Source organism: Ferrovibrio xuzhouensis (assembly GCF_042648965.1).
GTDB lineage: Bacteria > Pseudomonadota > Alphaproteobacteria > Ferrovibrionales > Ferrovibrionaceae > Ferrovibrio > Ferrovibrio xuzhouensis.
This window is the reverse complement of record NZ_JBHRYJ010000001.1, coordinates 1,977,502-2,000,388: the sequence shown is the minus strand read 5'-3', so window position 1 is coordinate 2,000,388 and position 22,887 is coordinate 1,977,502. Positions and strand designations below refer to the sequence as shown.

The following is a 22,887-nucleotide window of genomic DNA, read 5'->3' as shown; positions in this document are numbered from 1 at the left end:
CTCCCAAAAATTTCCCACAATGGGTCTCGAATTCAGCTCGCCTGCTGCAAAACTCTCCCTTTTGCCTGCAGGCGTGCCACGGCCTCGCGAACCGGCGGATCGAGTCCGGCCCCCCCGGCCTCCAGATGCGCGACAATGGCGGCACGCATGCTTGGATCCCAGAATTTCTCGATGTGATCGAGGATGTCGGCCACCGGATCGGTCTTGCGCTGCGGCGCAAAGAACTTGCCGATCTGATTGGCCATCATCACCAGCTTGTCAGGCGACATGATGCCTTACTCCCTGCAGCACGCGATCGGGCCGCGTGAAAATCTCGAACTCGCTGCTGCGCGCCACCGCGATCAGCGTGATGCCGGCCTGGCGCGCCATCTCGATGGCCAGCGAGGTCGGCGCCGATACGGCGACCAGCACCGGCACGCCGAGCCGGGCCGCCTTCTGCACCATCTCCACCGACACGCGGCTGGTCAGCAGCAGCAGGCCGCGGGCGGCATTCGTCTCGCGCCGCGCCAGTGCGCCGGCCAGCTTGTCGAGTGCATTGTGCCGGCCGACATCCTCGCGGACCGCGACGAGGCCGGCGGACGGCTCCCAGTAGGCGGCGGCATGCACCGAGCGGGTCTCGGCATTCAGCCGCTGCGCCGGCGCCAGCGACGCCAGGGCCGCAATGATCTGTTCGGGCGAGAAGCGGGTTTCGCTGTTGACCACGGCCGCCGGCCGCACGGCTTCAGCCAGGCTTTCGATGCCGCAGAGGCCGCAGCCGGTCGGGCCGGCAATGGCGCGCCGCCGGGCGACATGGCGTTCGACCTTATCGTCGGTCAGCCAGATCTGCAGGTCGATGCCGGCCGCGGTCTCGACCACGTCGATCTCGCGGATGTCTGACGGGCTGTCGATCACGCCTTCCGACAGGCTGAAACCGATGGCGAAATCCTCGTAATCCGCCGGCGTCGCCATCATCACCGCATGGGTGCTGCCGTTATAGGTCAGCGCCACCGCCACCTCGGCCGGCACCGCGCGCTGGCCCTCGGCAAAGCCGCCGGCCGTGCGGGCCAGCCGGCTGACACGCAAGCTCGGCTGATGGCCGGGCTCGGTCATTCGGCAGCGTCCTTGGCGATGCGGCGACTGCGGTCGGACAGCTCCTGATAGCGTTCCTGCCACTCGCTGGGGCCGTTCGACGGCGCGATCTGTACCGCGGTGACCTTGTATTCCGGGCAGTTGGTCGCCCAGTCGGAATAGTCGGTGGTCACCACATTGGCCTGGGTCGCCGGGTGGTGGAAGGTGGTGTAGACCACGCCGGGCGCAACACGGTCGGTGATCACGGCACGCAGGCTGGTCTCGCCGGCGCGGCTCTGGATACGCACCCAGTCGCCGTCGCGCACACCGCGCTGCTCGGCGTCATGCGGATGGATTTCCAGCCGGTCTTCCTGGTGCCAGACCACATTGTCGGTGCGGCGGGTCTGCGCGCCGACATTATACTGCGACAGGATGCGGCCGGTGGTCAGCAGCAGCGGGAAGCGGGCCCCGGTGCGCTCGTCGGTCGGCACATACTCGGTGATCATGAACTTGCCCTTGCCGCGGACGAAGCCGTCCATGTGCATGATCGGGCTGCCCAGCGGCTTCTTGTCATTGCAGGGCCACTGCACCGAACCCAGTTCCTCCAGCTTGGCGTAGGAGACGCCGGCAAACGACGGGGTCAGATGCGCAATCTCGTCCATGATCTCGGACGGATGGCTGTACTGCATCGGCACGCCCATCGCATCGGCGATCAGCAGGGTGATTTCCCAGTCGGCATAGCCGTTCTTCGGCGGCATCACCTTGCGCACGCGGTTGATGCGGCGTTCGGCGTTGGTGAAGGTGCCGTCCTTCTCGAGGAAGGTCGAGCCCGGCAGGAAGACATGGGCGTAGTTGGCGGTCTCGTTGAGGAACAGGTCCTGCACGACCACGCATTCCATCGCGGCAAGGCCGGCCGCGACATGCTTGGTGTCCGGATCGGACTGCAGGATGTCCTCGCCCTGGATGTAGATGCCCCTGAAGGTGCCGGCCACGGCGGCATCCAGCATGTTGGGGATGCGCAGGCCCGGCTCATGGTCGAGCCCGGTGCCCCAGAAGGCCTCGAACATGTGACGGGTGGCTTCGTCCGAGATGTGGCGATAGCCGGGCAGCTCGTGCGGGAAGGAGCCCATGTCGCAGGAGCCCTGCACGTTGTTCTGGCCACGTAGCGGATTCACGCCGACGCCCTGGCGGCCGAGATTGCCGGTCGCCATGGCGAGGTTGGCGATCGCCATCACTGTGGTGGTGCCCTGGCTGTGCTCGGTGACGCCGAGGCCGTAATAGATGGCGCCGTTGCCGCCGGTAGCAAAAAGCCGGGCGGCAGCGCGGATTTCCTCGGGATCGACGCCGGCCATCGGGCCGACGACTTCCGGGCTGTTCTGCGGCTCGGAGACGAAGGCTGCCCAGTCCGAAAAATCATCCCAGTCGCAGCGCTCGCGCACGAAGGCCTCGGCGACCAGCCCTTCGGTGACGATGACATGGGCCAGCGCGTTGAGGATGGCGACATTGGTACCCGGCAGCAGCGGCAGGTGATGCGCCGCCTCGACATGCGGCGTGCGGACCAGATCGATGCGGCGCGGATCGATAACGATCAGTTTGGCGCCCTGGCGCAGGCGCTTTTTCAGCCGCGAGGCGAAAACCGGATGGCCGTCGGTCGGGTTGGCGCCGATCACCATGACGACGTCGGAATGCTCGACCGAGTCGAAATCCTGGGTGCCGGCCGAGGTGCCGAAAGCGGTCTTGAGGCCGTAGCCGGTCGGCGAATGGCAGACGCGGGCGCAGGTGTCGACGTTGTTGTTGCCGAAGCCGGCGCGGATCAGCTTCTGCACCAGGTAGGTTTCCTCGTTGGTGCAGCGGGACGAAGTGATGCCGCCGATCGAGCGCTTGCCGTGCTTGTCCTGCAGGCGCTTGAACTCGGAGGCGACGCGGCCGATCGCCTCGTCCCAGCTGACTTCCCGCCAGGGCTGGTCGATGCTGTCGCGGATCATCGGGTTGAGGATGCGTTCGCGGTGGTTGGTATAGCCCCAGGCGAAGCGACCCTTGACGCAGGAATGGCCGCGGTTGGCCTTGCCGTCCTTGTAGGGCACCATGCGCACGACCTCGTTGCCGCGCATTTCCGCCTTGAAGCTGCAGCCGACGCCGCAATAGGCGCAGGTGGTGACCACCGAATGCTCGGGCTGGCCGATCTCGATGATCGACTTTTCCGTCAGCGTGGCAGTCGGGCAGGCCTGCACGCAGGCGCCGCAGGAAACGCATTCGGAGGCGAGGAAATCCTCGGCCATGCCGGGCGAGACCTTCGAATCGAAGCCGCGCGCCTGGATGGTCAGCGCAAAGGTGCCCTGCACTTCCTCGCAGGCCCGCACACAGCGCGAGCAGACGATGCACTTCGACGCATCGAAGGTGAAATACGGGTTGGTTTCGTCCTTGCCCAGCTTGAGGTGGTTGTCGCCCTCGTAGCCGTAACGGACGTCGCGCAGGCCGACGGCGCCGGCCATGTCCTGCAGTTCGCAGTCACCATTGGCGGCGCAGGTCAGGCAGTCGAGCGGATGGTCGGAGATGTAAAGCTCCATGACGCCGCGACGCAGCTGCTTCAGCCGCGGGGTCTGGGTCGAGACCGACATGCCCTCGGCCACCGGCGTGGTGCAGGAGGCGGGCGTGCCGGCGCGGCCGGCGATCTCGACCAGGCAGAGCCGGCAGGAGCCGAAGGCATCGACCATGTCGGTGGCGCAGAGCTTGGGCACCTGGATGCCGGCCTCCATCGAGGCGCGCATCACCGAGGTGCCTTCCGGCACGGTGACGCTGATGCCGTCGACGGTGAGGGTGACGGTCTTCTCGGCCTTGCTGGCCGGGGTGCCGAAGTCGATTTCAGAGACGAGAGGCATGGGGCGCCCTCCTGTATTATTCCGCGGCGGCCGTCAGACGCGGCCGGCCGAAATCTTCGGGGAAATGCTTCAGCGCGCTCATCACCGGATACGGCGTGAAGCCGCCCAGCGCACAGAGCGAACCGAGCTTCATGGTCTGGCAGAGATCCTCCACCAGGGCGATATTGGCATCGCGGCCGGTGCCGGCGATGATGCGGTCGATCACTTCGACGCCGCGGGTCGAGCCGATCCGGCAGGGCGTGCATTTGCCGCAGGATTCGATGGCGCAGAATTCCATCGCGAAGCGGGCCATTTTCGCCATGTCGACGGTGTCGTCGAACACGACGAGGCCGCCATGGCCGATCAGGCCGTCCTTGGCGGTGAAAGCCTCGTAGTCATAGGGCGTGTCGAACAGGGCGCGCGGAAAATACGCGCCGAGCGGACCACCGGCCTGCACCGCACGCACCGGCCGGCCGCTGAGCGTGCCGCCGCCGATATCCTCGACGATCTCGCCCAGCGTCAGGCCGAAGGCCGCCTCGAACAGGCCGCCGTATTTCACGTTGCCGGCGAGCTGGATCGGCATGGTGCCGCGCGAGCGGCCCAGCCCCATGTCGGCGTAAGACTGCGCACCTTCCGCCAGGATGACCGGCACGCTGGCCAGCGAGATCAGGTTGTTGATCACGGTCGGGCGGCCGAACAGGCCCTTGTGGGCGGGCAGCGGCGGTTTGGCGCGCACCACGCCGCGCTTGCCTTCCAGGCTTTCCAAGAGCGCGGTTTCCTCGCCGCAGACATAGGCACCGGCGCCCATGCGCACTTCGAGATCGAAATCGTAAGCCGAGCCGCAGACTTTGGCGCCGAGGCAGCCGGCGTCGCGGGCGATCTCGATGGCGGCCTGCGTCACGCGGATGGCGTCGGGGTATTCCGAGCGGCAGTAGATGTAGCCCTTGGTGGCGCCCACCGCGATGCCGGCGATGGTCATGCCCTCGATCAGTACGAAGGGATCACCCTCCATGATCATGCGGTCGGCGAAGGTGCCCGAATCGCCCTCATCGGCATTGCAGACGATGTATTTGCGGTCGGCGGCGGTATCGGCCACCGTCTTCCACTTGATGCCGGTCGGAAAACCGGCGCCGCCGCGGCCGCGCAGGCCGGATTTGGTCACCGTCTCGACGATGCCGGCCGGACCAAGCGACAGGGCCTTCGTCATGCCGCGATAGCCGCCATGGGCCTTGTAGTCGTCGAGCGACAGCGGATCGACGATGCCGCAGCGGGCAAAGGTCAGGCGGGTCTGGCGCTTGAGGAAGGGCAGATCCTCGGGCCGGCCGATGCGCGAGGCATGCGGACCGCCCTGCAGCCAGCCGGCCTCGAACAGGCCAGGCACGTCGGCCGCCTTCAGCGGACCATAGCCGATGCGGCCAGCCGGGGTCTCGACCTCGATCAGCGGCTCGAGCCAGAACAGGCCGCGCGAGCCGGTGCGGACGATCTCGACAGCCTGGCCGCGCCTGGCGGCTTCGGCCTGGATGGCCTTGGCGACCTTTTCCACGCCGACGGCAAGGGCGGCGGCATCGCGGGGAATGAACAGCCGGGTCATGACGCGCGCGCCTCGCGGACGACGTCGTCCAGGGTCTCGGCATCGAGCCGGCCGACCACGCGGCCATCGATCATCGCCGCCGGAGCGCAGGCGCAGAGGCCGAGGCAGTAGGTCGCCTCGACGGTCAGCCGGTTGTCGTGGGTGGTGTGGCCCCAGTCGAGACCGAGGCGGTCGAGCGCGCCGCGGGCCAGCGCCTCGCCGCCCATCGACTGGCAGGCCTCGGCACGGCATAGCTTGAGCACATGCTTGCCGGCCGGCGCGCGGCGGAAATCATGGTAGAAGCTGACGATGCCGTGGATTTCGGCGCGCGACAGGTTCAGCGCAGCAGCCACGGCGAGCAGGGCCGCATCGGGCAGATAGCCGAATTCATCCTGCAACGCATGCAGCATCGGCAGCGCCGCGCCTTCCATATCGGAAAAGCCGGCGATGATTTCTTTCGCGCGGTCTTCGTTCCAACCCACCGTCATCGAGACGCTCCACCCTACTCAATCGCGACTGAACGGCCTTTAGTTTCACAGATTTACCGTCGCCATCAATAAAGGTGTCAGATGCTGCGATAGAACAAATCTATCAAAACGGCGCCATTGACCGTTCGCGACCGGAGTATTGCGACAGCTTTAATTGCTCTTGATACTTAAATGCAGAATGAAAACCCCTGCGCGAGTGTTAGGCCAGGGCGACCGCCAGATGCTTGGCTTCGGCCACCAGGGCGGCGGTCAGCGGGCTCATCGGCTCGCGGTTCGGTACAATCAGCCCGATCATGTGCACCGCTTCGGGCTCGACGATCGGGATCGACCGCAGCTTCTCGGTCAGGCCCAGCGTATTGGCCAGCTTTTCCGGCATCACGCTGGCCCAGCGTCCCGTGCGGACATGGGAAAACAGCACGATCATGGAATTCGATTCCAAGGTCGGTTCGGGCTCGCCGCCACCCGCCGTGCGCAACAGCCGGTTGATGATGCGCCGGTTCTGCATGTCGGGCGTCAGCAGGCAGAGCGGGATGCGGCTGACCTCGGCCCAGGTCACCTGGTCGCGGTCGCCATAGGGGCTGTCTTCCGAGGTCAGCAGGCGATACTGCTCCGGGTACAGAGAAACAGACCGCACCTTGCCGAGCGGTTCGTTGTCGAGATAGGTCAGCCCGGCATCGACCTCGAGATTCTCCAGCATCGACAGGATCTCGATCGAGTTGCGCGAGAGAATGGTGAATTTGACGTGCGGATGCTTCGCCCGGTAGGGGGTGGTGATCTCCGACACCATGGCGAGCGCGGTCGGAATCGCGGCGATCTTGATATGGCCGACCAGGCCGCGTTTGAGCGCATGGACCTCCTGCCGCATCGCCCGCGAATCGGCGACGATGCGCCGCGCCCAGTCGAGCACCCGCTCGCCCTCGGCAGTGAAGCCGAGAAAGCGCGAGCTGCGCTGCACCAGCATGACGCCGAGGATTTCCTCGAGGTGCTTGATGCCGGCGGAAAACGTCGGCTGCGTGACGCCGCAGAGTTCGGCGGCCTTGCCGAAATTGCGCTCCCGCGCCAGCGCCAGCAGAAACTCCAGCTTGTCGATCATGAATCCCTAATAGCCCAGTTTTTGGTCCAAGTATCGCCTTTTGCCGGATGAATCGTCACCGGCCCGGCGGCGGCACGACACCGGATTGCAACACCGGGCTGGCTATCGCCGGGAAAATTGCGCTAAGAAAATGGAAAGTCGTTTCAGGGGGACGCCACGGCATGGATGCAAAAGTCGAGCACCGCCGGCAGGACGAGGCCGATATTCTGGTCAGCCGGATTTCGGACGAGATCGGTCGCCTCAGTGTCGATATCGCCGATGTGGTCGGCGACGTGCAGCAGGTCAGTGCGCTGATCGACACCCAGACCGACCAGTTCCACGCCATCACCCAGGCGACGCGGGAAATCGCCGACAGCAACCAGAGCATCGCCGGCATGGCGGTGGAGACCCAGCGCGTCGCTGCCCGCGCCAACCAGGATGTCGGCAAATCGCACGCCGAGCTGAAGCAGGCCCTGACCGACATCGCCGAACTGGTCGACTCGGTCAACGCAATCAGCGAGCAACTCGTCATCTTCGAGCAGACCATGCAGAATGTCGCCCGGGTCTCCGGCGAGATCGCGCAGATCGCACGGCACACCAACATCCTGTCGCTGAACGCCACCATCGAGGCAGCGCGCGCCGGCGAAGCCGGCCGCGGCTTTGCCGTGGTCGCCCATGAGGTGAAGTCGCTGGCCAAGCAGACCAGCGGCGCCACCGACGATATCGGCCGCACGGTCGCCACGCTGACCGACCAGATGCGCCAGCTCGGCGAGCGCATGGGGGCCGGCTCGCAGCGCGCGGAACGCGTCAAGCACAGTGCCGCCACCATCAGCGCGGCAATGGAAACCGTCGGCGCCGCCGTGCAGCAGGTCGACGCCAATTCCACGGCGATCGCCACCTCGACGGAAACCATCGGCAAGCGCTGCACCGAATTCGTCGAGACGGTGACCGGCCTGAACGAAGGCGTCGACCGCTCGAACGAGGCCCTGAAGCAGGCGACCGACCGCCTCGACCGCACGCTGGTCGGCGCCGAGTCCATCATGATGCTGATGGCGACCTCGGACTTCGAGACTTCGGATACCAAGTTCATCGATAAGGCCGTCGAGGTCGCCGCGCAGATCGAGGCCTGCTTTGCCGATGGCATCGCACGCGGCGAGATCAGCATGGATGACCTGTTCGACAAGCAGCTGCGGCCGATCGAGGGCAGCAACCCGCAGCAGTTCATGACCCGCTACATCCCGTTCCTCGACAAGCATCTGCCGCCGCTGCACGATCCGGTGCTGGAGCTCGATTCGCGCATGGTGTTCTGCGCACCGACCGATCACAACCAGCTGATCCCCTGCCATAATCCGCAATTCCGCCATCCCCAGGGCCGCGACCCGGTGTGGAATGCCGCGCATGCACGCAACCGGCGCAAATACACCGACAAGACGGCGCAGGCAGTTGCCCATAACGAACAGCCCTTCCTGCTGCAGACCTATCGGCGCGACATGGGCGGCGGGGTGTTCGTGCTTATGAAGGATGCCTCGGCGCCGATCCGGGTGAACGGCCGGCTGTGGGGCGGCCTGCGCGTCTGCTACAAGGCGTGAGGCCGCGCCCCTAGCGATAGAAGATGTGGTTGCCGATGCGGGCGACCCGCTTCTTGTGGCGGATCCAGCCCGGCCGCACGCCGGCACTGTGGAAATACAGCGCATGGCCGCTCGGATCGGGGCCTCCGGCCATCGCCTGCCGCGCCACCGCAAGCGATGTCTGCCAGGCGGCAGCATCGGCCGGTTCGTCGCGCTTGCCGTCGCACCACCAGGAGAACTGGCAGGTCCTGCCGTCCTCGCTCTGCTGCGAAACCACGCCGCAGACGGTGCCGGGAAAGTCGCGGCTGTGCATCCGGTTGAGCACGGTATGGGCAATGGCAAGCTGGCCCTTGCGGCTTTCGGTCTTGCCCTCCCAGTAGACGGTGAGCGCCAGGCATTTGGTTTCCGCGTCGATGTGCGTGCCAACCGTCACATCGGCGACCGAGGCCTGCGCCATGGCGACCCCGGCAGCCAGCAGCGCCATGCCGGCGATGGCAATGGCGGGCAGCTGCCGGAAGCCCGCCACCCGCTCAGGCCTTCGCCAGGGCGCGTTCGAGAAAGTCGAGGCGGTCCTGGCCCCAGAACAATTCGCCGTTCAGCTCGAAGGTCGGCGCGCCGAAAATCTGAATCTCCATCGCCTTCTGGGTATCCGCCTCGTAGATCGCCTTCACCGCCGCGCCGTCGGCCGCGGCGAACAGCATTGCCGGGTCGAGGCTGCATTCGTTGAGGATTTCCTCCAGCGTCTCCGGATCGCTGATATTGCGCTCCTCGGCCCAGACCGCGCGGCCGAGCGCATAGGACAGCGCGAGGGCATCCTTCTGCGAGGCCTGCCGCGCGGCGATGATCAGCCGCGAGGACAGCGCCGCATCGCACGGAAAGCCCTTCGGCTGCAGGTTCAGCGGCATGCCGAGAAATTCGCGCCAGCGCTTCAGTTCCATCATGCGGTAGGCCTGGCGCTGCGGTGCCCGCTTGGCCAGCGGCAGGCCGCCGGAGACCGAGAAGACCCGGCCGAGATCGACCGGCATCACCTGCACGACAGCGCCGTATTTCTCCACCATGGCATTGAAGCGCGGCGCGCCGAGATAGGCCCAGGGCGAGACCGGTGTGAAGTAATAGTCGATATGCGCCGCCATGTGTCCTCCGTTCGATTGTCGTTTATGGTTGTTATTGCAGTCCGCGCAGCCGCTGGAACTGTTTCAGGGCGTAGGAATCCGTCATGCCGCTGATGAAGTCGGTGACGCTGAGCAGCCAATCGTAGCGCGACGCACCGGGCACCGGCGCCTGCGGCATCAGCCGCAGCAGGGCCCGCTGGCGCGGCGCGACATCCGCCTGGCTGCCGGCCCGCTCAAGCGCGAGATGCGCGTCGCAGAAGGCGTCCAGCAGGCTGGTCAGCACCTCGCCGCCCATCACTTCGGTCTGAAACCGCTCGCGGGTCTCGAAAATACGGCTGCGGGTGAAGCCGGCGATCTCGTCGAGCGCGCCGGCCACCGGCGTCGCCGCCAGCAGGTCGCCGGTGAAGCGGCCGTCCATGATCGCCGCCTCGCTGTCGAGGAACACCGTCACTGCCATCTCGATCAGGTCGCCGATCACCTTGGCGCGCAGGTAGGCGATCTTCCACGGCTCGTCGGTGATCTCGACATAGCGCGGCGGTACGCGCTGCAGCAGGCCATGCAGCCGTTCCTCGGCCTCGGCGAAGGCAATGCGGCCGAGCTTGAAGCCGTCCTCGATGTCGATCACCGAATAGCAGATGTCGTCGGCCGCCTCGACCAGCCAGGTCAACGGATGCCGCGCATAACGACCGTTGTCGAGCGGCACCAGACCGACCGCACGCACCATCTCGGCAAACAGCTCCGTCTCGGCGGCGAAATGGCCGAACTTGCGCTTCTGCGGATCGGCGGCGAGGCTGCCGAAGGGATATTTCATGAAGGTCGCCAGGGTCGCGCAGGTCAGTCGCAGGCCGCCGGCGTCACGCCAGTTCTGCAGCCGGCTCATTACCCGGAACCCCTGCGCGTTGCCCTCGAAATGATGGAAGTCGGCCTGTTGCGGCGCCGCCAGCGGCGCGACCAGCGCCGCGCCGGGGCCGGCGCGGAACCAGTGCTGGATGGTCGCCTCGCCGAAATGGCCAAACGGCGGGTTACCGATATCATGACCGATGCAGGCCGCGGCGACGATATGGCCGAACTCGGCCGCGGTCAGTCCGCCGAGATCGCCGCCATGGCGCGCGACCACGGTCTCGCCAACCTGGGCGCCGAGTGAACGGCCGACCGATGACACCTCGAGGGAATGGGTCAGCCGGTTGCGCACATAATCGCTTTCGGGCAGCGAATGTACCTGGGTCTTGTCCTGCAGGCGGCGGAAGGCCGAGCAGAACACCACACGGTCCCAGTCCTTCTGGAACGGATTGCGCGAGGGGGTCACCGGTTCGGCGCCCTGGTGGCCGAGGCGCTGGGCAGAGAGAAGCCGGGACCAGGTCATCGTCATGGCTGCACTCTGGAGAGAATGATTCGCGCTTTCAAGCGCTTGGCTTCGGCCATGCAGAGTGTCCGCACAGTTTTTGATTGAAAATAGACGGCCCGAATCCCAATGATAGCGGGAGCCGCAGGGGGGCGGCCGGTCGCATGATTGCTCCCGCCATTGCCATTGCCGCCATAGCCGCACCTGCGGTCGTGTCGCTGATCTGCCTGTTCACCTACCGCAAGCTCGGCGGCGGCCGGCATCTGCTGTTCTGGGCGGTGGCGCACGGGATGCTGGTACTGCCCTTCGGCATCATCGGCCTGACCGACTGGACGGCGCCAACCTGGTACATCACCCTGCCGGCCACCGCCGGCGTGCTGATCGCCGCGATCACACTGACGGCCGGCATCCGCGTCCTGATCGGCCGGCAGGATCGCCTGGCCACGGCGCTGATCGTCGGCCTTGCCGTCACCGCCTGCGTGTCGGTCGCCCAGCAGCTCGGCGACCTGCTGTATTTCACCGCCGCCAATTTCATCACCTGCATCGCCCTGCTCTATGCCGGCTCTCTGCTGCTGATGCATCGCCGTTCGGTGCTGTATACCGCCACCGGCCTGGTCCTGCTCGCCCGCGGTGTTCTCTCGGTCTTCTACACGGTCGAACTGCTGCACCAGAACACCGACCTCAGCCTCGCCTTCTCATTGTCGATCTTCACCAACATGCTGACCGGCCTCGGCCTGATCATGATCGAGTTCGACAACGCCCGGCAGCGCGAGCACCAGGCGCGCGAGGAAGAGCGCCGCACCCGTCTGTTCATCGAGACGCTGATCGATGCGATGCCGGCAACCATGACTTACAAGGACCGCGACCTGCGCTATCGCCGGATCAACCGGCGCATGCAGGAGTTCGCCGAACCGCTCATAGATATAGATGGCCTGATCGGGCGTACCTGGAGCGAGGTGGTCGGCCCGGAAACCGCCAGTGCGGTGGAAAACGAGGATCGCCGGGTGATGGCGACCGGCGAGCCGGTGTCCATGGAACAGGGCTGGGCCGGGCCGGACGGCCGGAAGACCATCATCTGGGCGATCAAGGTTCCTCTGCGCGATGCCGACGGTACCGTTCAGGGCATCATCACCTGCGGCATCGATATCAGCCGCCTGAAGGAAACCGAGATCCAGCTGATCGAGCAGCGTGAGGCCGCCGAAAGCGCCAGCCGCACCAAGACCGCCTTCCTTGCCAACATGAGCCATGAACTGCGCACGCCGCTGAATGCCATCATCGGTTTCTCGGAGATGCTGGCGGCCGGCTATATCGGCGACCTGACACCCCGCCAGCAGGAATATGCCGGGCATATCCGGCAGTCCGGCCAGCACCTGCTGCAACTGGTCAGCGACATCCTCGACCTGTCACGGCTGGAGACCGGGCGGCTGGAACTGGAGCCCGAACCCTGCAGCCTGGCCGAGATCGCCACTGCCGCGCTGGCCATGGTGGCGCCCCAGGCAAAGCGCGCCAGCGTCGCCCTGACGGGTCCGGCCGGCGACCTGCCGGTCCACGCGGACCGCCGGGCGCTGACACAGATCCTGGTCAACCTGCTCGGCAATGCCGTGAAGTTCAACCGGCCGGGCGGCAGCGTCAGCCTGTCGGCACGGGTCGATCCGCAGTTCGTGCAGATCACCGTGCAGGATACCGGCGTCGGCATGACCGACGAGGAAGTGCGCGCGGCAATGGCCGCCTTCCAGCGCATCGATGCCTACCGCAGTCGCAGCAACAGCGGCGCCGGGCTCGGCCTGTCGATCTGTCGCAGCCTGATCGACAGGCATGGCGGCCATATGGACGTCCGCAGCCGGCCCGGCGCCGGCACCACGATCGATGTCTTCCTGCCGAACTGACCACCGCCCTGCCATCTGACGGCCGCCGCCACAATCCGGCCGCAGACATGGCAGTTTTATGGCGCCCGCTGATTCGTGACCGTCATCACTGCGCGCTGGCCGGGCCGCCGCTATGTTCGAACCATGAAACGAGATTGATGTTGCAGCGTCTTCCCGTTTCTCTTTTCCTCTCTATGAATCCCCCCGAATTGAGGGACGGCTCCCCGCCGTCCCTCTTTTTTCGCCTGCCGTCCGGCGGCCATTGCTGCCGCTGCATGGCTTGCCTTCCGGGCGCGCATGGGTCATCACGGGGCGATGCCATCCCGTCGCAAACCCGCCGCCGTGCCACCCGGTTTTACCGTCCTGCCGCCGGTTTCCCGCTTCTTCGCCACGCTCGGCAAGGTCTATGTCCGGCCCGGCGCCGATGGCACTGCCCCGGTTTACGGCCTGCATGTCCGGCCCAAACATGCCAATCGCCATGGCACCGGCCATGGCGGCTTCCTGGCAACCCTGGCCGATACCTTCATGGCCGCCTTCGTGCACGAGACCCGACGGGATGTCGGCACCATGTGGACGGTGCGACTGGAGATGGAATACAAGCGGCCGGCGCCCATGGGCGGTTGGCTGGAGGGCCATTGCACGGGCATCGAGCGCGCCGGTAATTTTGTCACCGTGCGTTGCGAACTGCGCTGTGGCGAGACCGTCACCAACCGGGCGACCGCGGTCTTCAAGGTAAGCGACCGCGCGGTCGCCGGCGCCACAACGTCCGGATAGCTCTGGCCGGTTAGCGACTGCCGGTCAGTGACGGCTGGGCGGCAGCTACTGACGGGCGGGTGGTGACAGCGGCAATGGCGGTGCCGGCGGTTTTGGCATGCCGGGCATCGGATTGCCCGCCGAGGGCACGGCCGAGGGCGGCGCCGCAGCCGAGATCACCCCGCAGAACACCGAAGGGCCGCCCTGGCGGTCGAGCTTGACGGTGTCGCCGCGACGCTCGGCGCCCCAGCCGCCACCCATGTAATCGTAGGTGCCGCCCGGAGCCTGCTTGTCGAGCACCAGCGGCGCCTGTCCGGCCTTGTCGATCACCATGCGGTCGTCGGACGAGCCGATCAGCACATGCAGGCCGGTATCACAGCGGAAATCGATCAGGCCATCGCCGGCCAGCGCGCGGGCGGCATCGGAAGGCAGCGCATCGGGGGCCGGGATGCTTTGCATGCTGAAGCTCGAACCGCCGCCCTGGCCGCCAGTCTGGCCATCGGTCTGCCAGGCCGATCGCGTCGCCGCGACACGGTCGAGCGCCGCCTTCGACTGGGCCATGGCACCGCTGATATCGGGGTCGTCCAGTTCGGTGTCGATGCCGTCGATGGTCTTGGTGCCGGAGACAAACCGGCCGTTGGTGAAATTCAGGTTCAGCGCCACCCGGCGGAAACTGTCGGCCGCACCGGCCTGGCCGCCGCGGCGCTGGCTGCGCTCGCCGTAATGCATCAGCTGGCCATTGAAGAAATCGAAGACGATATTGGCGTTGCCGTATTCGCCGTAGTCGCGCCATTCAACGATGCGCTCGACCTTGTTGTTGCGCACCGCGGCTTCCCAGTCGGCCTGGATGTCGCCGGCGCGGTAATGGCCGCGCACCGTCTTGCTGCCGGCCGTCACGTCCTCCGTGGCGCCGGCATCGGGGCCGGGAACGCCCATCGGCAGGGTCTCGCTGCTCTGCGCCGCGGCGGCGGTGGCGCCAACGGCAAGCCAACCGCCCAGCGCAACGGCACCGGCGAGTCGCCGCAGACCACGGCCCGGCAGACGACCCGGCAGGCGGCAACGAAGGGGAACAATCGGCTTCCCGACCATGGTCACACTCCTCTCTCACTCTGGATGATGACCGGAGAAAGCGGCAAGAATCTGGCAACAAATCCGTCACCAGATCAATATTAACCTGTTGGCCGGGTGTATTTTTCCTCCTAGTCTGGCGGCGACCGACACTGGCAGGAGGCTGCGCCGTGCTGCTGCTTCGGGTCATCACCCTCGCCCTGCCCGGCCTGACCCTGCCTGGCCTGATCCTGTCCGGCATGATCCTGTTTGGCCCGATTCTGCTTGGCGGGCCGCCTTCCGCGCTGGCCGCCAGCCCGGCAACCGATGCCCGGCCGGACCTGATGCAGATCGTCAGCCCCGCACGGCCGCCCTATGTGTTCGACGATGACGGCATGGGCCGCGGGCCGGCGGCCGACCTGGTGCGGCGGATCGCCGAGGCGGCCGGCATCGATCCCGCCGTGCGCATCCTGCCGTTCCAGCGGGCGATCCGTGCCCTCGACAGCGGCAACACCCTGTATCCCGCGCTGCTACGCACGCCGCAGCGCGAGCCACGCTATCAGTGGATCGGCGAGGTCTTCGACGACCGCGCCGTGCTGTTCACCCGCGCCGACACCCCGGTGGTGGCCGATGTCGCCGGCGCCCGGCAACTGGAGCGGATCAGCGTGATGCGCGGCTCCGAACTGCAGGCCCTGCTGCAATCCTTCGACCTGCAGAATGTCGAAAGCAACATCGCCGAGTCCGACAATGCCCGCCTGTTGCAGGCCGGCCGCATCGACGGCTGGTTCACCCTGCGCACCGTCGGCCGCGCCACCTGGCAGCTGCTCGGCTTCGCAGCCCGGGACCTGCGGGCGGGCGAGCCCTTCGCCCAGATGTCATTCTGGATCGCCGCCTCGCACGACCTGCCGGCAGCCACCGTGATCCGGCTGCGCGCGGCTTACGACCGCCTGCGCAAGAGCGGCGAGTACAACCGCATCGTCGCGCCGCTCCGGGCGCTGCCATCCTGAGCGGACAAAAAGAAAAGGGCCGGGATTGCTCCCGGCCCTTTCGCATGTCCCGCCTTGCGGCGGAGGATCACTCGGCCAAGCCTATTCAGCCTGCGCGGCCTCGTCGGTCGGCTCGCCCTTGCGCAGCGACAGGTCTTCGCCGGTCTCCTGGTCGACGACCTTCATGGAGAGGCGCACCTTGCCGCGCTCGTCGATGCCGAGCACCTTGACGCGCACTTCCTGGCCTTCGGCGACGACGTCGCTCGGCTTGTTGACGCGCCGCGACGCCATCTCCGAGACATGCACCAGGCCGTCGCGGCTGCCGAAGAAGTTCACGAAGGCGCCGAAGTCGACGATCTTGACGACCTTGCCCTTGTAGATCACGCCGACCTCGGGTTCCGAGACGATCGACTTGATCCACTGGATCGCGGCATCCGCAGCGGCCGGATCCGACGAGGCGATCTTGATCGTGCCATCGTCCTCGATGTCGATCTTGGTGCCGGTCTTCTCGACGATCTCGCGGATCACCTTGCCGCCCGACCCGATCACTTCGCGGATCTTGTCCTTCGGCACCGTGATGGTGGTTATGCGCGGCGCGTTTTCCTTGACGCCGGTGCGGTTCTGCGAAATCGCCTTGGCCATCTCACCCAGGATATGGATGCGGCCGTCCTTGGCCTGGCCAAGCGCGACCCGCATGATCTCCTCGGTGATGCCGGCGATCTTGATGTCCATCTGCAGGGCCGTGATGCCCTCGTCGGTACCGGCCACCTTGAAGTCCATGTCGCCGAGATGATCCTCGTCGCCGAGGATGTCCGACAGCACGGCGAACCGCTCGCCCTCGAGGATCAGGCCCATGGCGATGCCCGCCACCGGCGCCTTCAGCGGCACGCCGGCATCCATCAGCGCCAGCGAGCTGCCGCAGACGGTGGCCATCGACGAGGAGCCGTTCGACTCGGTGATCTCCGAGACGACGCGGATCGTGTAGGGGAACTCTTCCTTCGCCGGCAGCAGCGGCCGTACGGCGCGCCAGGCCAGCTTGCCGTGGCCGATTTCGCGACGGCCGGGCGAGCCCATGCGACCGGCTTCACCGACCGAGTAGGGCGGGAAGTTGTAGTGCAGCATGAAGGCTTCGCGGTATTCGCCGTCGAGCGCGTCGATGATCTGCTCGTCGGTGCCGGTACCCAGCGTGGTGACCACCAGCGCCTGGGTCTCGCCACGGGTGAACAGCGCGGCGCCATGGGCACGCGGCAGCACGCCGACTTCCGACACGATCGGACGCACGGTCTTGGTGTCGCGACCGTCGATGCGCAGGCCGGTGTCGAGGATGTTGAAGCGCACGACCTGGGCCTCGAGATGCTTGAAGGCATCGGAAACGTCGACCGGGTTGGCATCAGTGTCCGCGAACAGGGCCTTGGCCTTGGCCTTCACTTCGCCGACCTTGGCGTAGCGGGCCTGCTTGACCTTCTCTTCATAGGCGACGCGCAGTTCGGCTTCGAGGCCCGAATCCTGCAGCTTCTTGAAGGCGGTTTCATAACCGGTGCGCTCGGACAGCGGCATCGCGTCCTTGGCGGCCCGCTCGGCGAGGCCGATGATCGCTTCGATGACCGGCTGGAAGCCCTTGTGGCCGAACATCACGGCGCCGAGCATGACGTCTTCCGGCAGCTGCTGGGCTTCGGACTCGACCATGAGGACGGCGTCGGCGGTGCCGGCGACGACCAGATCGAGCTTGTTGCCCGCTTCAGTCAGCTGGGTCTTGGTCGGGTTCAGCACGTATTCGCCGTTGACATAGGCGACGCGGGCGCCGCCGATCGGGCCCATGAACGGAATGCCCGAGATGGTGAGCGCGGCCGACGCGCCGATCATGGCGACGATGTCCGGATCGTTCTCGAGGTCATGCGACAGCACGGTGGCGACGACCTGGGTCTCGTTGCGGAAGCCATCGGCGAACAGCGGGCGGATCGGGCGATCGATCAGACGCGAGGTCAGCGTCTCCTTCTCGCTCGGCCGGCCTTCACGCTTGAAGAAACCGCCGGGGATCTTGCCGGCCGCGAACGTCTTTTCCTGGTAGTTCACGGTCAGCGGGAAAAAATCGACGCCGGGCTTCGGCGACTTGGCCGCCACGGCGGTGCACAGCACGATGGTGTCGCCATAGGTCACCATCACGGCGCCATCGGCCTGACGCGCCACCTTGCCGGTCTCGATGACCAGCTTGCGGCCGCCCCACATCAGTTCAGTCTTGTGGATGTTGAACATATCTAACCTTCTTCCTTCTAAGGTGCCGGCGTCCCTGACGCGCGGTACCCGGCGAGACGGCGCCCATCGCCTCCCGCCCGGCCGTTGCGACCATGAAGCGGTCGCTTTCGGCGAACCGGCATCGGGCCCATCCCGGATGCCGGCCTGACCGGACTACGCCAGAACGACCAACGCCCGCCGCCGGCTTTTGCGCCGGTGGCGGGCGTGACCTGTCGTGTCCGGAATACGGCTGCGCGCAGTACCTGTCGCGTCAGCCGCCATCCTGTTACTTGCGGAGACCCAGACGCTGGATCAGCGCGTCATAGCGCGGCGTCTCGTTCTTCTTCAGATAGTCGAGCAGGCTGCGGCGGCGGCTGACCATCATCAGCAGGCCGCGACGCGAGTGCACGTCCTTCTTGTGGGTCTTGAAGTGTTCGGTGAGGTTGTTGATCCGCTCGGTGAGCACCGCCACCTGGACTTCCGGAGAACCGGTATCGCCCTTCTTGGTGGCAAATTCGCCGATGAGCGCGGTCTTGCGGTCAGCAGTAATCGTCATGAGTTACGTCTCCGCGACATCATAGATTGAACAAACGCAACGGGCGAACCTCATCGGCGATACGCTCGGCCAGGCCGACGGCCTTGCCGTCGGCTTTCACCAGGAGCTCACCTTCCGGCGGAAGTCCGGGACCCGCGAGCGCGATCCGTATCGGCTGGCCGTGCCTGAGGCGGTCGGCCTGAGGGCCGGTCACAACCAGGGCCGGGATGTCGTCCAGCGCGGTTTCAACCGGCAACAGATACGCGTGCGCGGCGTCCTTTTGGCACAGTTCCGCCAGTGAATCCAGCGAAAACGCCCGGCTTTCGTCGAACCGGCCGACCCGGGTCCGGCGCAGGGCGACGACATGGCCGCAGGTGCCCAGGGCCTGGCCGAAATCCCGAGCCAGGGCACGGACATAGGCGCCTTTTCCGCAATCGACCTCGAAGACGGCATGGTCCGTATCCGGCATGTCCGCCAGGGCCAGCCGGTCGATCCGGATCGGCCGGGGGGCGAGATCGGGCGCTTCCCCCCGCCCCTGACTATGGGCCCGGGCGAGGTCATAGGCCCGGCGGCCGTCGATCTTCAGCGCCGAATAGGCCGGCGGCTTCTGCAGGATCTCGCCCTCGAAACCCGGCAGCATGGCGAGGATGGCGGCCCGGTCGGGGCGGATATCGGAGGTTGCGGTGACCTCGCCCTCGGCATCGTCGGTGGCGGTGGCAATGCCCCAGCGCACGGTGAACCGGTAGGTCTTGCCCGAGCCCATCACGTAAGCGACCGTCTTGGTCGCCTCGCCGAGCGCGATCGGCAGGATGCCCGAGGCCAGCGGGTCGAGCGTGCCGCCGTGGCCGGCCTTGGCGGCATCGGTCAGGCGGCGGACCTTGCCAACGCATTGCGTCGAGGTCAGGCCGAGCGGTTTGTCGAGGATGATCCAGCCGTTGACCGGCCGGCCTCGCGGTTTGCGGCTCATTCCTCGCCGGACTCGTCTTTCCGCAGGTCGGCCTGGACCTCGGGCCGCTGCAGCAGGCGGTTGACGTGGTCGGCCTCGTCGAAACTGTGGTCGGGCTTGAAGGACAGGCTCGGCGCGAAGCGCAGGTCGATGCGGCGTGCCGCCTCGCCGCGGATGAAGGCCTGGGCACGGTTCAGCGCGGCGATGATCTTGTCGGTCGCCTGGCCGCCCAGCGGCATCACGAAGGCGGTGGCCGCCTTGAGGTCGGGACTGACGCGGACTTCGGTCACCGTGACCGACATGCCGACGAGATCGGGGTCGCGGAAATGACCCTCCATCAGCACCTGGGACAGCACGTGGCGCAATTCCTCGCCGACCCGCAGCTGCCGCTGGGTGCGGCCGCCGGCCGCGTCTGCCGCCTGCTGCATGCGTACGCCGTCGCCGGCGCGTCTGCCCCGCTGCGCCATGATCCGTTCACTCCACCAGAATCAGACCGATGCCAGAATCCAGACCGAAAGGCTGCGCTTACAGTTCGCGCGCCACGGACTCGAGTTCGAAGCACTCGATCATGTCGCCCTGCTTGATGTCGTCGTAATTCTCGAACGACATGCCGCAATCCATGCCCTGCTTGACCTCGCGGACATCGTCCTTGAAGCGCTTGAGCGTCGACAGCGCGCCTTCGTGGATCACCACGTTGTCGCGCAGCAGGCGGACCTTGGCGCCGCGCTTGACCATGCCCTCGGTGACCATGCAACCGGCGACCTTGCCGATCTTGGTGATGTTGAAGACCTCGCGGATTTCCGCGTAACCGAGGAAATTCTCGCGGATCGTCGGCGCCAGCATGCCGCTGAGCAGCGCCTTCAGGTCATCGAGCACGTTGTAGATGATCGAGTAGTAGCGGATGTCGACGCCGTCGCGTTCGGCCAGGTCGCGCGCCTGCTTGGAGGCGCGTACGTTGAAGCCGATGATGGCGCCGCCCGAAGCCGCCGCCAGCGCGACGTCGGATTCGTTGATGGCGCCGACCGCCCCATGCAGGATGCGGACGGTGACTTCGTCGGTGCCCAGCTTCTGGGTCGAGCCGATGATCGCTTCCAGCGAGCCCTGCACGTCGGTCTTGACGACGATCGGCAGTTCCTTGGCCTCGCCGGCCTTGATCTTGGAGAACATCTGCTCCAGCGAACCGCGCGCCGACACGGCGGCCTTGGCCTCGCGCTGCTTGCGTTCGCGGAACTCGGCGACCTCGCGGGCCCGGCTTTCGTTCTCGACCACGACGAACTCGTCGCCGGCCTCCGGATTGCCCTGCAGGCCGAGCACTTCGACCGGCACCGAGGGGCCGGCGGTGGTAACGGTGTTGCTCTTGTCGTCGATCAGGGCGCGGACGCGGCCCCAGGCATTGCCGGCCACGAAGACGTCGCCGACGTTCAGGGTGCCGCGCTGCACCAGCACGGTGGCGACCGAACCGCGGCCGCGCTCGAGCTTGGCTTCGACCACCACGCCTTCGGCGCGGCGCGCCGGATTGGCCTTGAGGTCGAGGATTTCCGACTGCAGCAGGATGGCTTCCTCAAGTTCATCGAGCCCCTTGCGGGTCTTGGCCGAAACCTCGATCGACTGCACCTCGCCGCCCATCTGCTCGACCACGATCTCGTGGCTCAGCAGCTCCTGCCGCACCTTCTGCGGATTGGCCTGCGGCTTGTCGCACTTGTTGATCGCCACCACGATCGGCACGCCGGCCGCCTTGGCATGGTGGATCGCCTCGATGGTCTGCGGCATGACGCTGTCATCGGCCGCCACCACCAGCACGACGATGTCGGTGGCCTTGGCGCCGCGCGCGCGCATCTGGGTGAAGGCCTCATGGCCCGGGGTGTCGAGGAAGGTGATCGCCTTGCCCGACTTCAGGTGCACCTGGTAGGCGCCGATATGCTGGGTGATGCCGCCGGCTTCGCCACTGACCACATCGGTCTGGCGCAGCGCGTCGAGCAGCGAGGTCTTGCCGTGATCGACGTGGCCCATGACGGTGACGACCGGCGGACGCGGCAGCAGCGTCTCTTCGGTATCGGCTTCGCCGCTGAGGCCCAGTTCGACATCGGATTCAGAGACGCGCTGGATGCGGTGACCGAACTCGCCGATCACCAGTTCGGCGGTATCGGCATCGATGGTCTGGTTGATGGTCGCCATGACGCCCATCTTCATCAGTGCCTTGATGACGTCGACGCCGCGCTCGGCCATGCGGCTGGCGAGTTCCTGCACGGTGATGGTCTCGGGAACGACGACGTCGCGCAACACCTTCTTCTGCTCCGATCCGTCGTTCTGATGATGCATGCGCTTTTCGCGCTCGATGCGGCGGCGGAACGAAGCCACCGAGCGCACGCGTTCATTGTCGTCCAGCGCCTTGGTGACGCTGAGCTTGCCGCGGCGGCGTTCGGCGCCATCACGGCCCGGACGCGGCACCGGCTTGGCCGGCACCACCTTGGCGCCGGGACCGGCACGGCGCTTCGCGGCGCCATCGTCATCCTCCTCCATCACCCGGGCACCCGGGGCACCGGCCACGCCCGGCGCAGCTTCGGTGCCGGCGGTTTCCGGCGCATTCAGGCGACGGGCGGCTTCCGCCTCGGCTTTCTTGCGGGCGTCGTCTTCGGCTTTCTTGCGGGCCTCTTCCTCGGCCTGGCGGCGCATCGCCGCCTCGCGTTCGGCATGGGCCTTGGACAGGTCTTCCTGGCGCCGGCGCAGGTCATCCTCGGCGGCGCGGCGCATCTCGACGAAGCGGCTGCGCAGGTCGGCATCGCGGGTGCGGGCCTGCTTTTCCTCTTCCGACATCGGCTTCAGCACCATGCCGGTGGTGCGCTGCGGCCGCTGCGGCGCCGGGCGCTCGGTGCGGCTCTCGCTGCTGCGGCCAGGACGCACGTCACCGGTCGGCCGCGCGGTCATGCGCGGGCCGGGACGGGCGGCGGTATCGGCAGCCGGAGCGGCCGCGGCCTGCGGCGCGGCGGCACGGGGCTCGGCCGGGGCGGCGGCTTTCGCCGGCGGCGGCGCCTTGCCACTGGCCTCGGCGGCCTCGACGGCGCGCAGGGCGGCGACCGCGGCTTCCTCGGCGGCCTTCGCCGCCTCGTGTTCGGCAATCTTTTCGTTGACCGACTGCACATGCACGGTCGGTGCCGGCGCGGCGGGTGCGGCCGGTTTCGTCGCCGCCGGTTCGGCGGCAGCAGCCTTGGAGCCCGGCGGGACAATGGTGCGCTTCTTGCGCACCTCGACGGTCACGGCCTTGGTCCGGCCGTGGCTGAAGCTCTGGCGGACCTGTCCGGTCTCGACAGTCTTCTTCAGCTCCAGCCGCTTGGGCCGTGCTGCCGTCTTGTCCTTGTCCTGCTCGTTTACGTCGCTCATACTTGTCCGCTTCCGCCTACCGCTTCACAACTTCTTCATACCCGGCCCGACATCGGGCCACGCACTTGGCACCGCCGGGGGCGGGCCG

The 22,887-nt window shown here is 66.7% G+C and carries 19 protein-coding genes; 4 read left to right on the top strand and 15 right to left on the bottom strand.

The window, feature by feature from the left end; genetic code table 11:
- Positions 1 to 32: 32 nt before the first annotated feature.
- The 6 genes from ACFOOQ_RS09945 to ACFOOQ_RS09920 form a co-directional block, all read right to left on the bottom strand.
- Positions 33 to 269 carry a formate dehydrogenase subunit delta gene (locus ACFOOQ_RS09945; RefSeq protein ID WP_379725242.1) on the bottom strand — a complete coding sequence of 79 codons (237 nt, stop codon included), beginning with the start codon at positions 267 to 269 and terminating at the stop codon, positions 33 to 35.
- Positions 259 to 1,089 carry a formate dehydrogenase accessory sulfurtransferase FdhD gene (gene fdhD / locus ACFOOQ_RS09940; RefSeq protein ID WP_379725239.1) on the bottom strand — a complete coding sequence of 277 codons (831 nt, stop codon included), beginning with the start codon at positions 1,087 to 1,089 and terminating at the stop codon, positions 259 to 261. The genes ACFOOQ_RS09945 and fdhD overlap by 11 nt, the downstream gene beginning before the upstream one ends.
- Positions 1,086 to 3,926 carry a formate dehydrogenase subunit alpha gene (gene fdhF, locus ACFOOQ_RS09935; protein WP_379725236.1) on the bottom strand — a complete coding sequence of 947 codons (2,841 nt, stop codon included), beginning with the start codon at positions 3,924 to 3,926 and terminating at the stop codon, positions 1,086 to 1,088. The genes fdhD and fdhF overlap by 4 nt, the downstream gene beginning before the upstream one ends.
- A gap of 16 nt (positions 3,927 to 3,942) precedes the next feature.
- On the bottom strand, positions 3,943 to 5,496 hold the full coding sequence (locus ACFOOQ_RS09930) for a formate dehydrogenase beta subunit (protein ID WP_379725233.1): 1,554 nt from the start codon (positions 5,494 to 5,496) through the stop codon (positions 3,943 to 3,945).
- Complete coding sequence (locus ACFOOQ_RS09925; protein ID WP_379725229.1) at positions 5,493 to 5,963, bottom strand: formate dehydrogenase subunit gamma; 471 nt, start codon at positions 5,961 to 5,963, stop codon at positions 5,493 to 5,495. Before ACFOOQ_RS09925 ends, ACFOOQ_RS09930 begins: the two co-directional genes overlap by 4 nt.
- 199 nt (positions 5,964 to 6,162) lie before the next feature.
- The gene (locus tag ACFOOQ_RS09920; protein ID WP_379725226.1) at positions 6,163 to 7,056 is read right to left on the bottom strand and encodes a LysR family transcriptional regulator; all 894 of its coding nucleotides are present in this window, start codon (positions 7,054 to 7,056) and stop codon (positions 6,163 to 6,165) included.
- Between the two features lie 161 nt (positions 7,057 to 7,217).
- Here ACFOOQ_RS09920 and ACFOOQ_RS09915 point away from each other — a divergent pair, with 161 nt between their 5' ends.
- Positions 7,218 to 8,624 carry a methyl-accepting chemotaxis protein gene (locus tag ACFOOQ_RS09915; RefSeq protein WP_379725222.1) on the top strand — a complete coding sequence of 469 codons (1,407 nt, stop codon included), beginning with the start codon at positions 7,218 to 7,220 and terminating at the stop codon, positions 8,622 to 8,624.
- 10 nt (positions 8,625 to 8,634) lie between these two features.
- Here the strand turns inward: ACFOOQ_RS09915 and ACFOOQ_RS09910 are convergent, their stop codons facing one another.
- From ACFOOQ_RS09910 to ACFOOQ_RS09900, 3 genes are read right to left on the bottom strand one after another with little or no spacing between them, the layout of a single operon-like run.
- Positions 8,635 to 9,129 (bottom strand): cell wall hydrolase, encoded by a 495-nt coding sequence (locus ACFOOQ_RS09910; RefSeq protein WP_379725219.1) that lies wholly within the window; start codon positions 9,127 to 9,129, stop codon positions 8,635 to 8,637.
- Positions 9,130 to 9,133: 4 nt separating this feature from the next.
- A complete protein-coding gene (locus tag ACFOOQ_RS09905) occupies positions 9,134 to 9,736 on the bottom strand; it encodes a 2-hydroxychromene-2-carboxylate isomerase (protein ID WP_379725216.1) in 603 nt (200 codons plus the stop codon).
- Between the two features lie 31 nt (positions 9,737 to 9,767).
- Positions 9,768 to 11,084 (bottom strand): deoxyguanosinetriphosphate triphosphohydrolase, encoded by a 1,317-nt coding sequence (locus ACFOOQ_RS09900; protein WP_379725213.1) that lies wholly within the window; start codon positions 11,082 to 11,084, stop codon positions 9,768 to 9,770.
- 137 nt (positions 11,085 to 11,221) lie between these two features.
- Here ACFOOQ_RS09900 and ACFOOQ_RS09895 point away from each other — a divergent pair, with 137 nt between their 5' ends.
- Positions 11,222 to 12,943: a sensor histidine kinase gene (locus ACFOOQ_RS09895; protein ID WP_379725209.1), complete on the top strand. Its 1,722-nt coding sequence runs from the start codon at positions 11,222 to 11,224 to the stop codon at positions 12,941 to 12,943.
- A gap of 294 nt (positions 12,944 to 13,237) precedes the next feature.
- On the top strand, positions 13,238 to 13,696 hold the full coding sequence (locus ACFOOQ_RS09890) for a PaaI family thioesterase (protein ID WP_379725206.1): 459 nt from the start codon (positions 13,238 to 13,240) through the stop codon (positions 13,694 to 13,696).
- Between the two features lie 45 nt (positions 13,697 to 13,741).
- Here ACFOOQ_RS09890 and ACFOOQ_RS09885 read toward each other — a convergent pair whose 3' ends face one another.
- Complete coding sequence (locus tag ACFOOQ_RS09885) at positions 13,742 to 14,764, bottom strand: hypothetical protein (RefSeq protein WP_379725203.1); 1,023 nt, start codon at positions 14,762 to 14,764, stop codon at positions 13,742 to 13,744.
- Between the two features lie 149 nt (positions 14,765 to 14,913).
- On the opposite strand from ACFOOQ_RS09885, the gene ACFOOQ_RS09880 reads away from it, so the two are divergent.
- Positions 14,914 to 15,729, top strand: a complete 816-nt coding sequence (locus ACFOOQ_RS09880) for a substrate-binding periplasmic protein (RefSeq protein WP_379725200.1) — start codon at positions 14,914 to 14,916, stop codon at positions 15,727 to 15,729.
- 81 nt (positions 15,730 to 15,810) lie between these two features.
- Here ACFOOQ_RS09880 and pnp read toward each other — a convergent pair whose 3' ends face one another.
- The 5 genes from pnp to infB form a co-directional block, all read right to left on the bottom strand.
- Entirely contained in the window at positions 15,811 to 17,961 is a 2,151-nt protein-coding gene (gene pnp, locus ACFOOQ_RS09875; protein ID WP_379725197.1) for a polyribonucleotide nucleotidyltransferase, read from the bottom strand.
- 265 nt (positions 17,962 to 18,226) lie between these two features.
- Positions 18,227 to 18,496 (bottom strand): 30S ribosomal protein S15, encoded by a 270-nt coding sequence (gene rpsO / locus ACFOOQ_RS09870; RefSeq protein ID WP_379725194.1) that lies wholly within the window; start codon positions 18,494 to 18,496, stop codon positions 18,227 to 18,229.
- Between the two features lie 19 nt (positions 18,497 to 18,515).
- Positions 18,516 to 19,442, bottom strand: coding sequence for a tRNA pseudouridine(55) synthase TruB (gene truB / locus ACFOOQ_RS09865; RefSeq protein WP_379725191.1), 927 nt, complete (start codon positions 19,440 to 19,442; stop codon positions 18,516 to 18,518).
- Positions 19,439 to 19,888 (bottom strand): 30S ribosome-binding factor RbfA, encoded by a 450-nt coding sequence (gene rbfA / locus ACFOOQ_RS09860; RefSeq protein WP_379725188.1) that lies wholly within the window; start codon positions 19,886 to 19,888, stop codon positions 19,439 to 19,441. The genes truB and rbfA overlap by 4 nt, the downstream gene beginning before the upstream one ends.
- Positions 19,889 to 19,946: 58 nt before the next feature.
- Positions 19,947 to 22,799 (bottom strand): translation initiation factor IF-2, encoded by a 2,853-nt coding sequence (gene infB, locus ACFOOQ_RS09855; protein WP_379725185.1) that lies wholly within the window; start codon positions 22,797 to 22,799, stop codon positions 19,947 to 19,949.
- Between the last annotated feature and the right edge of the window lie 88 nt (positions 22,800 to 22,887).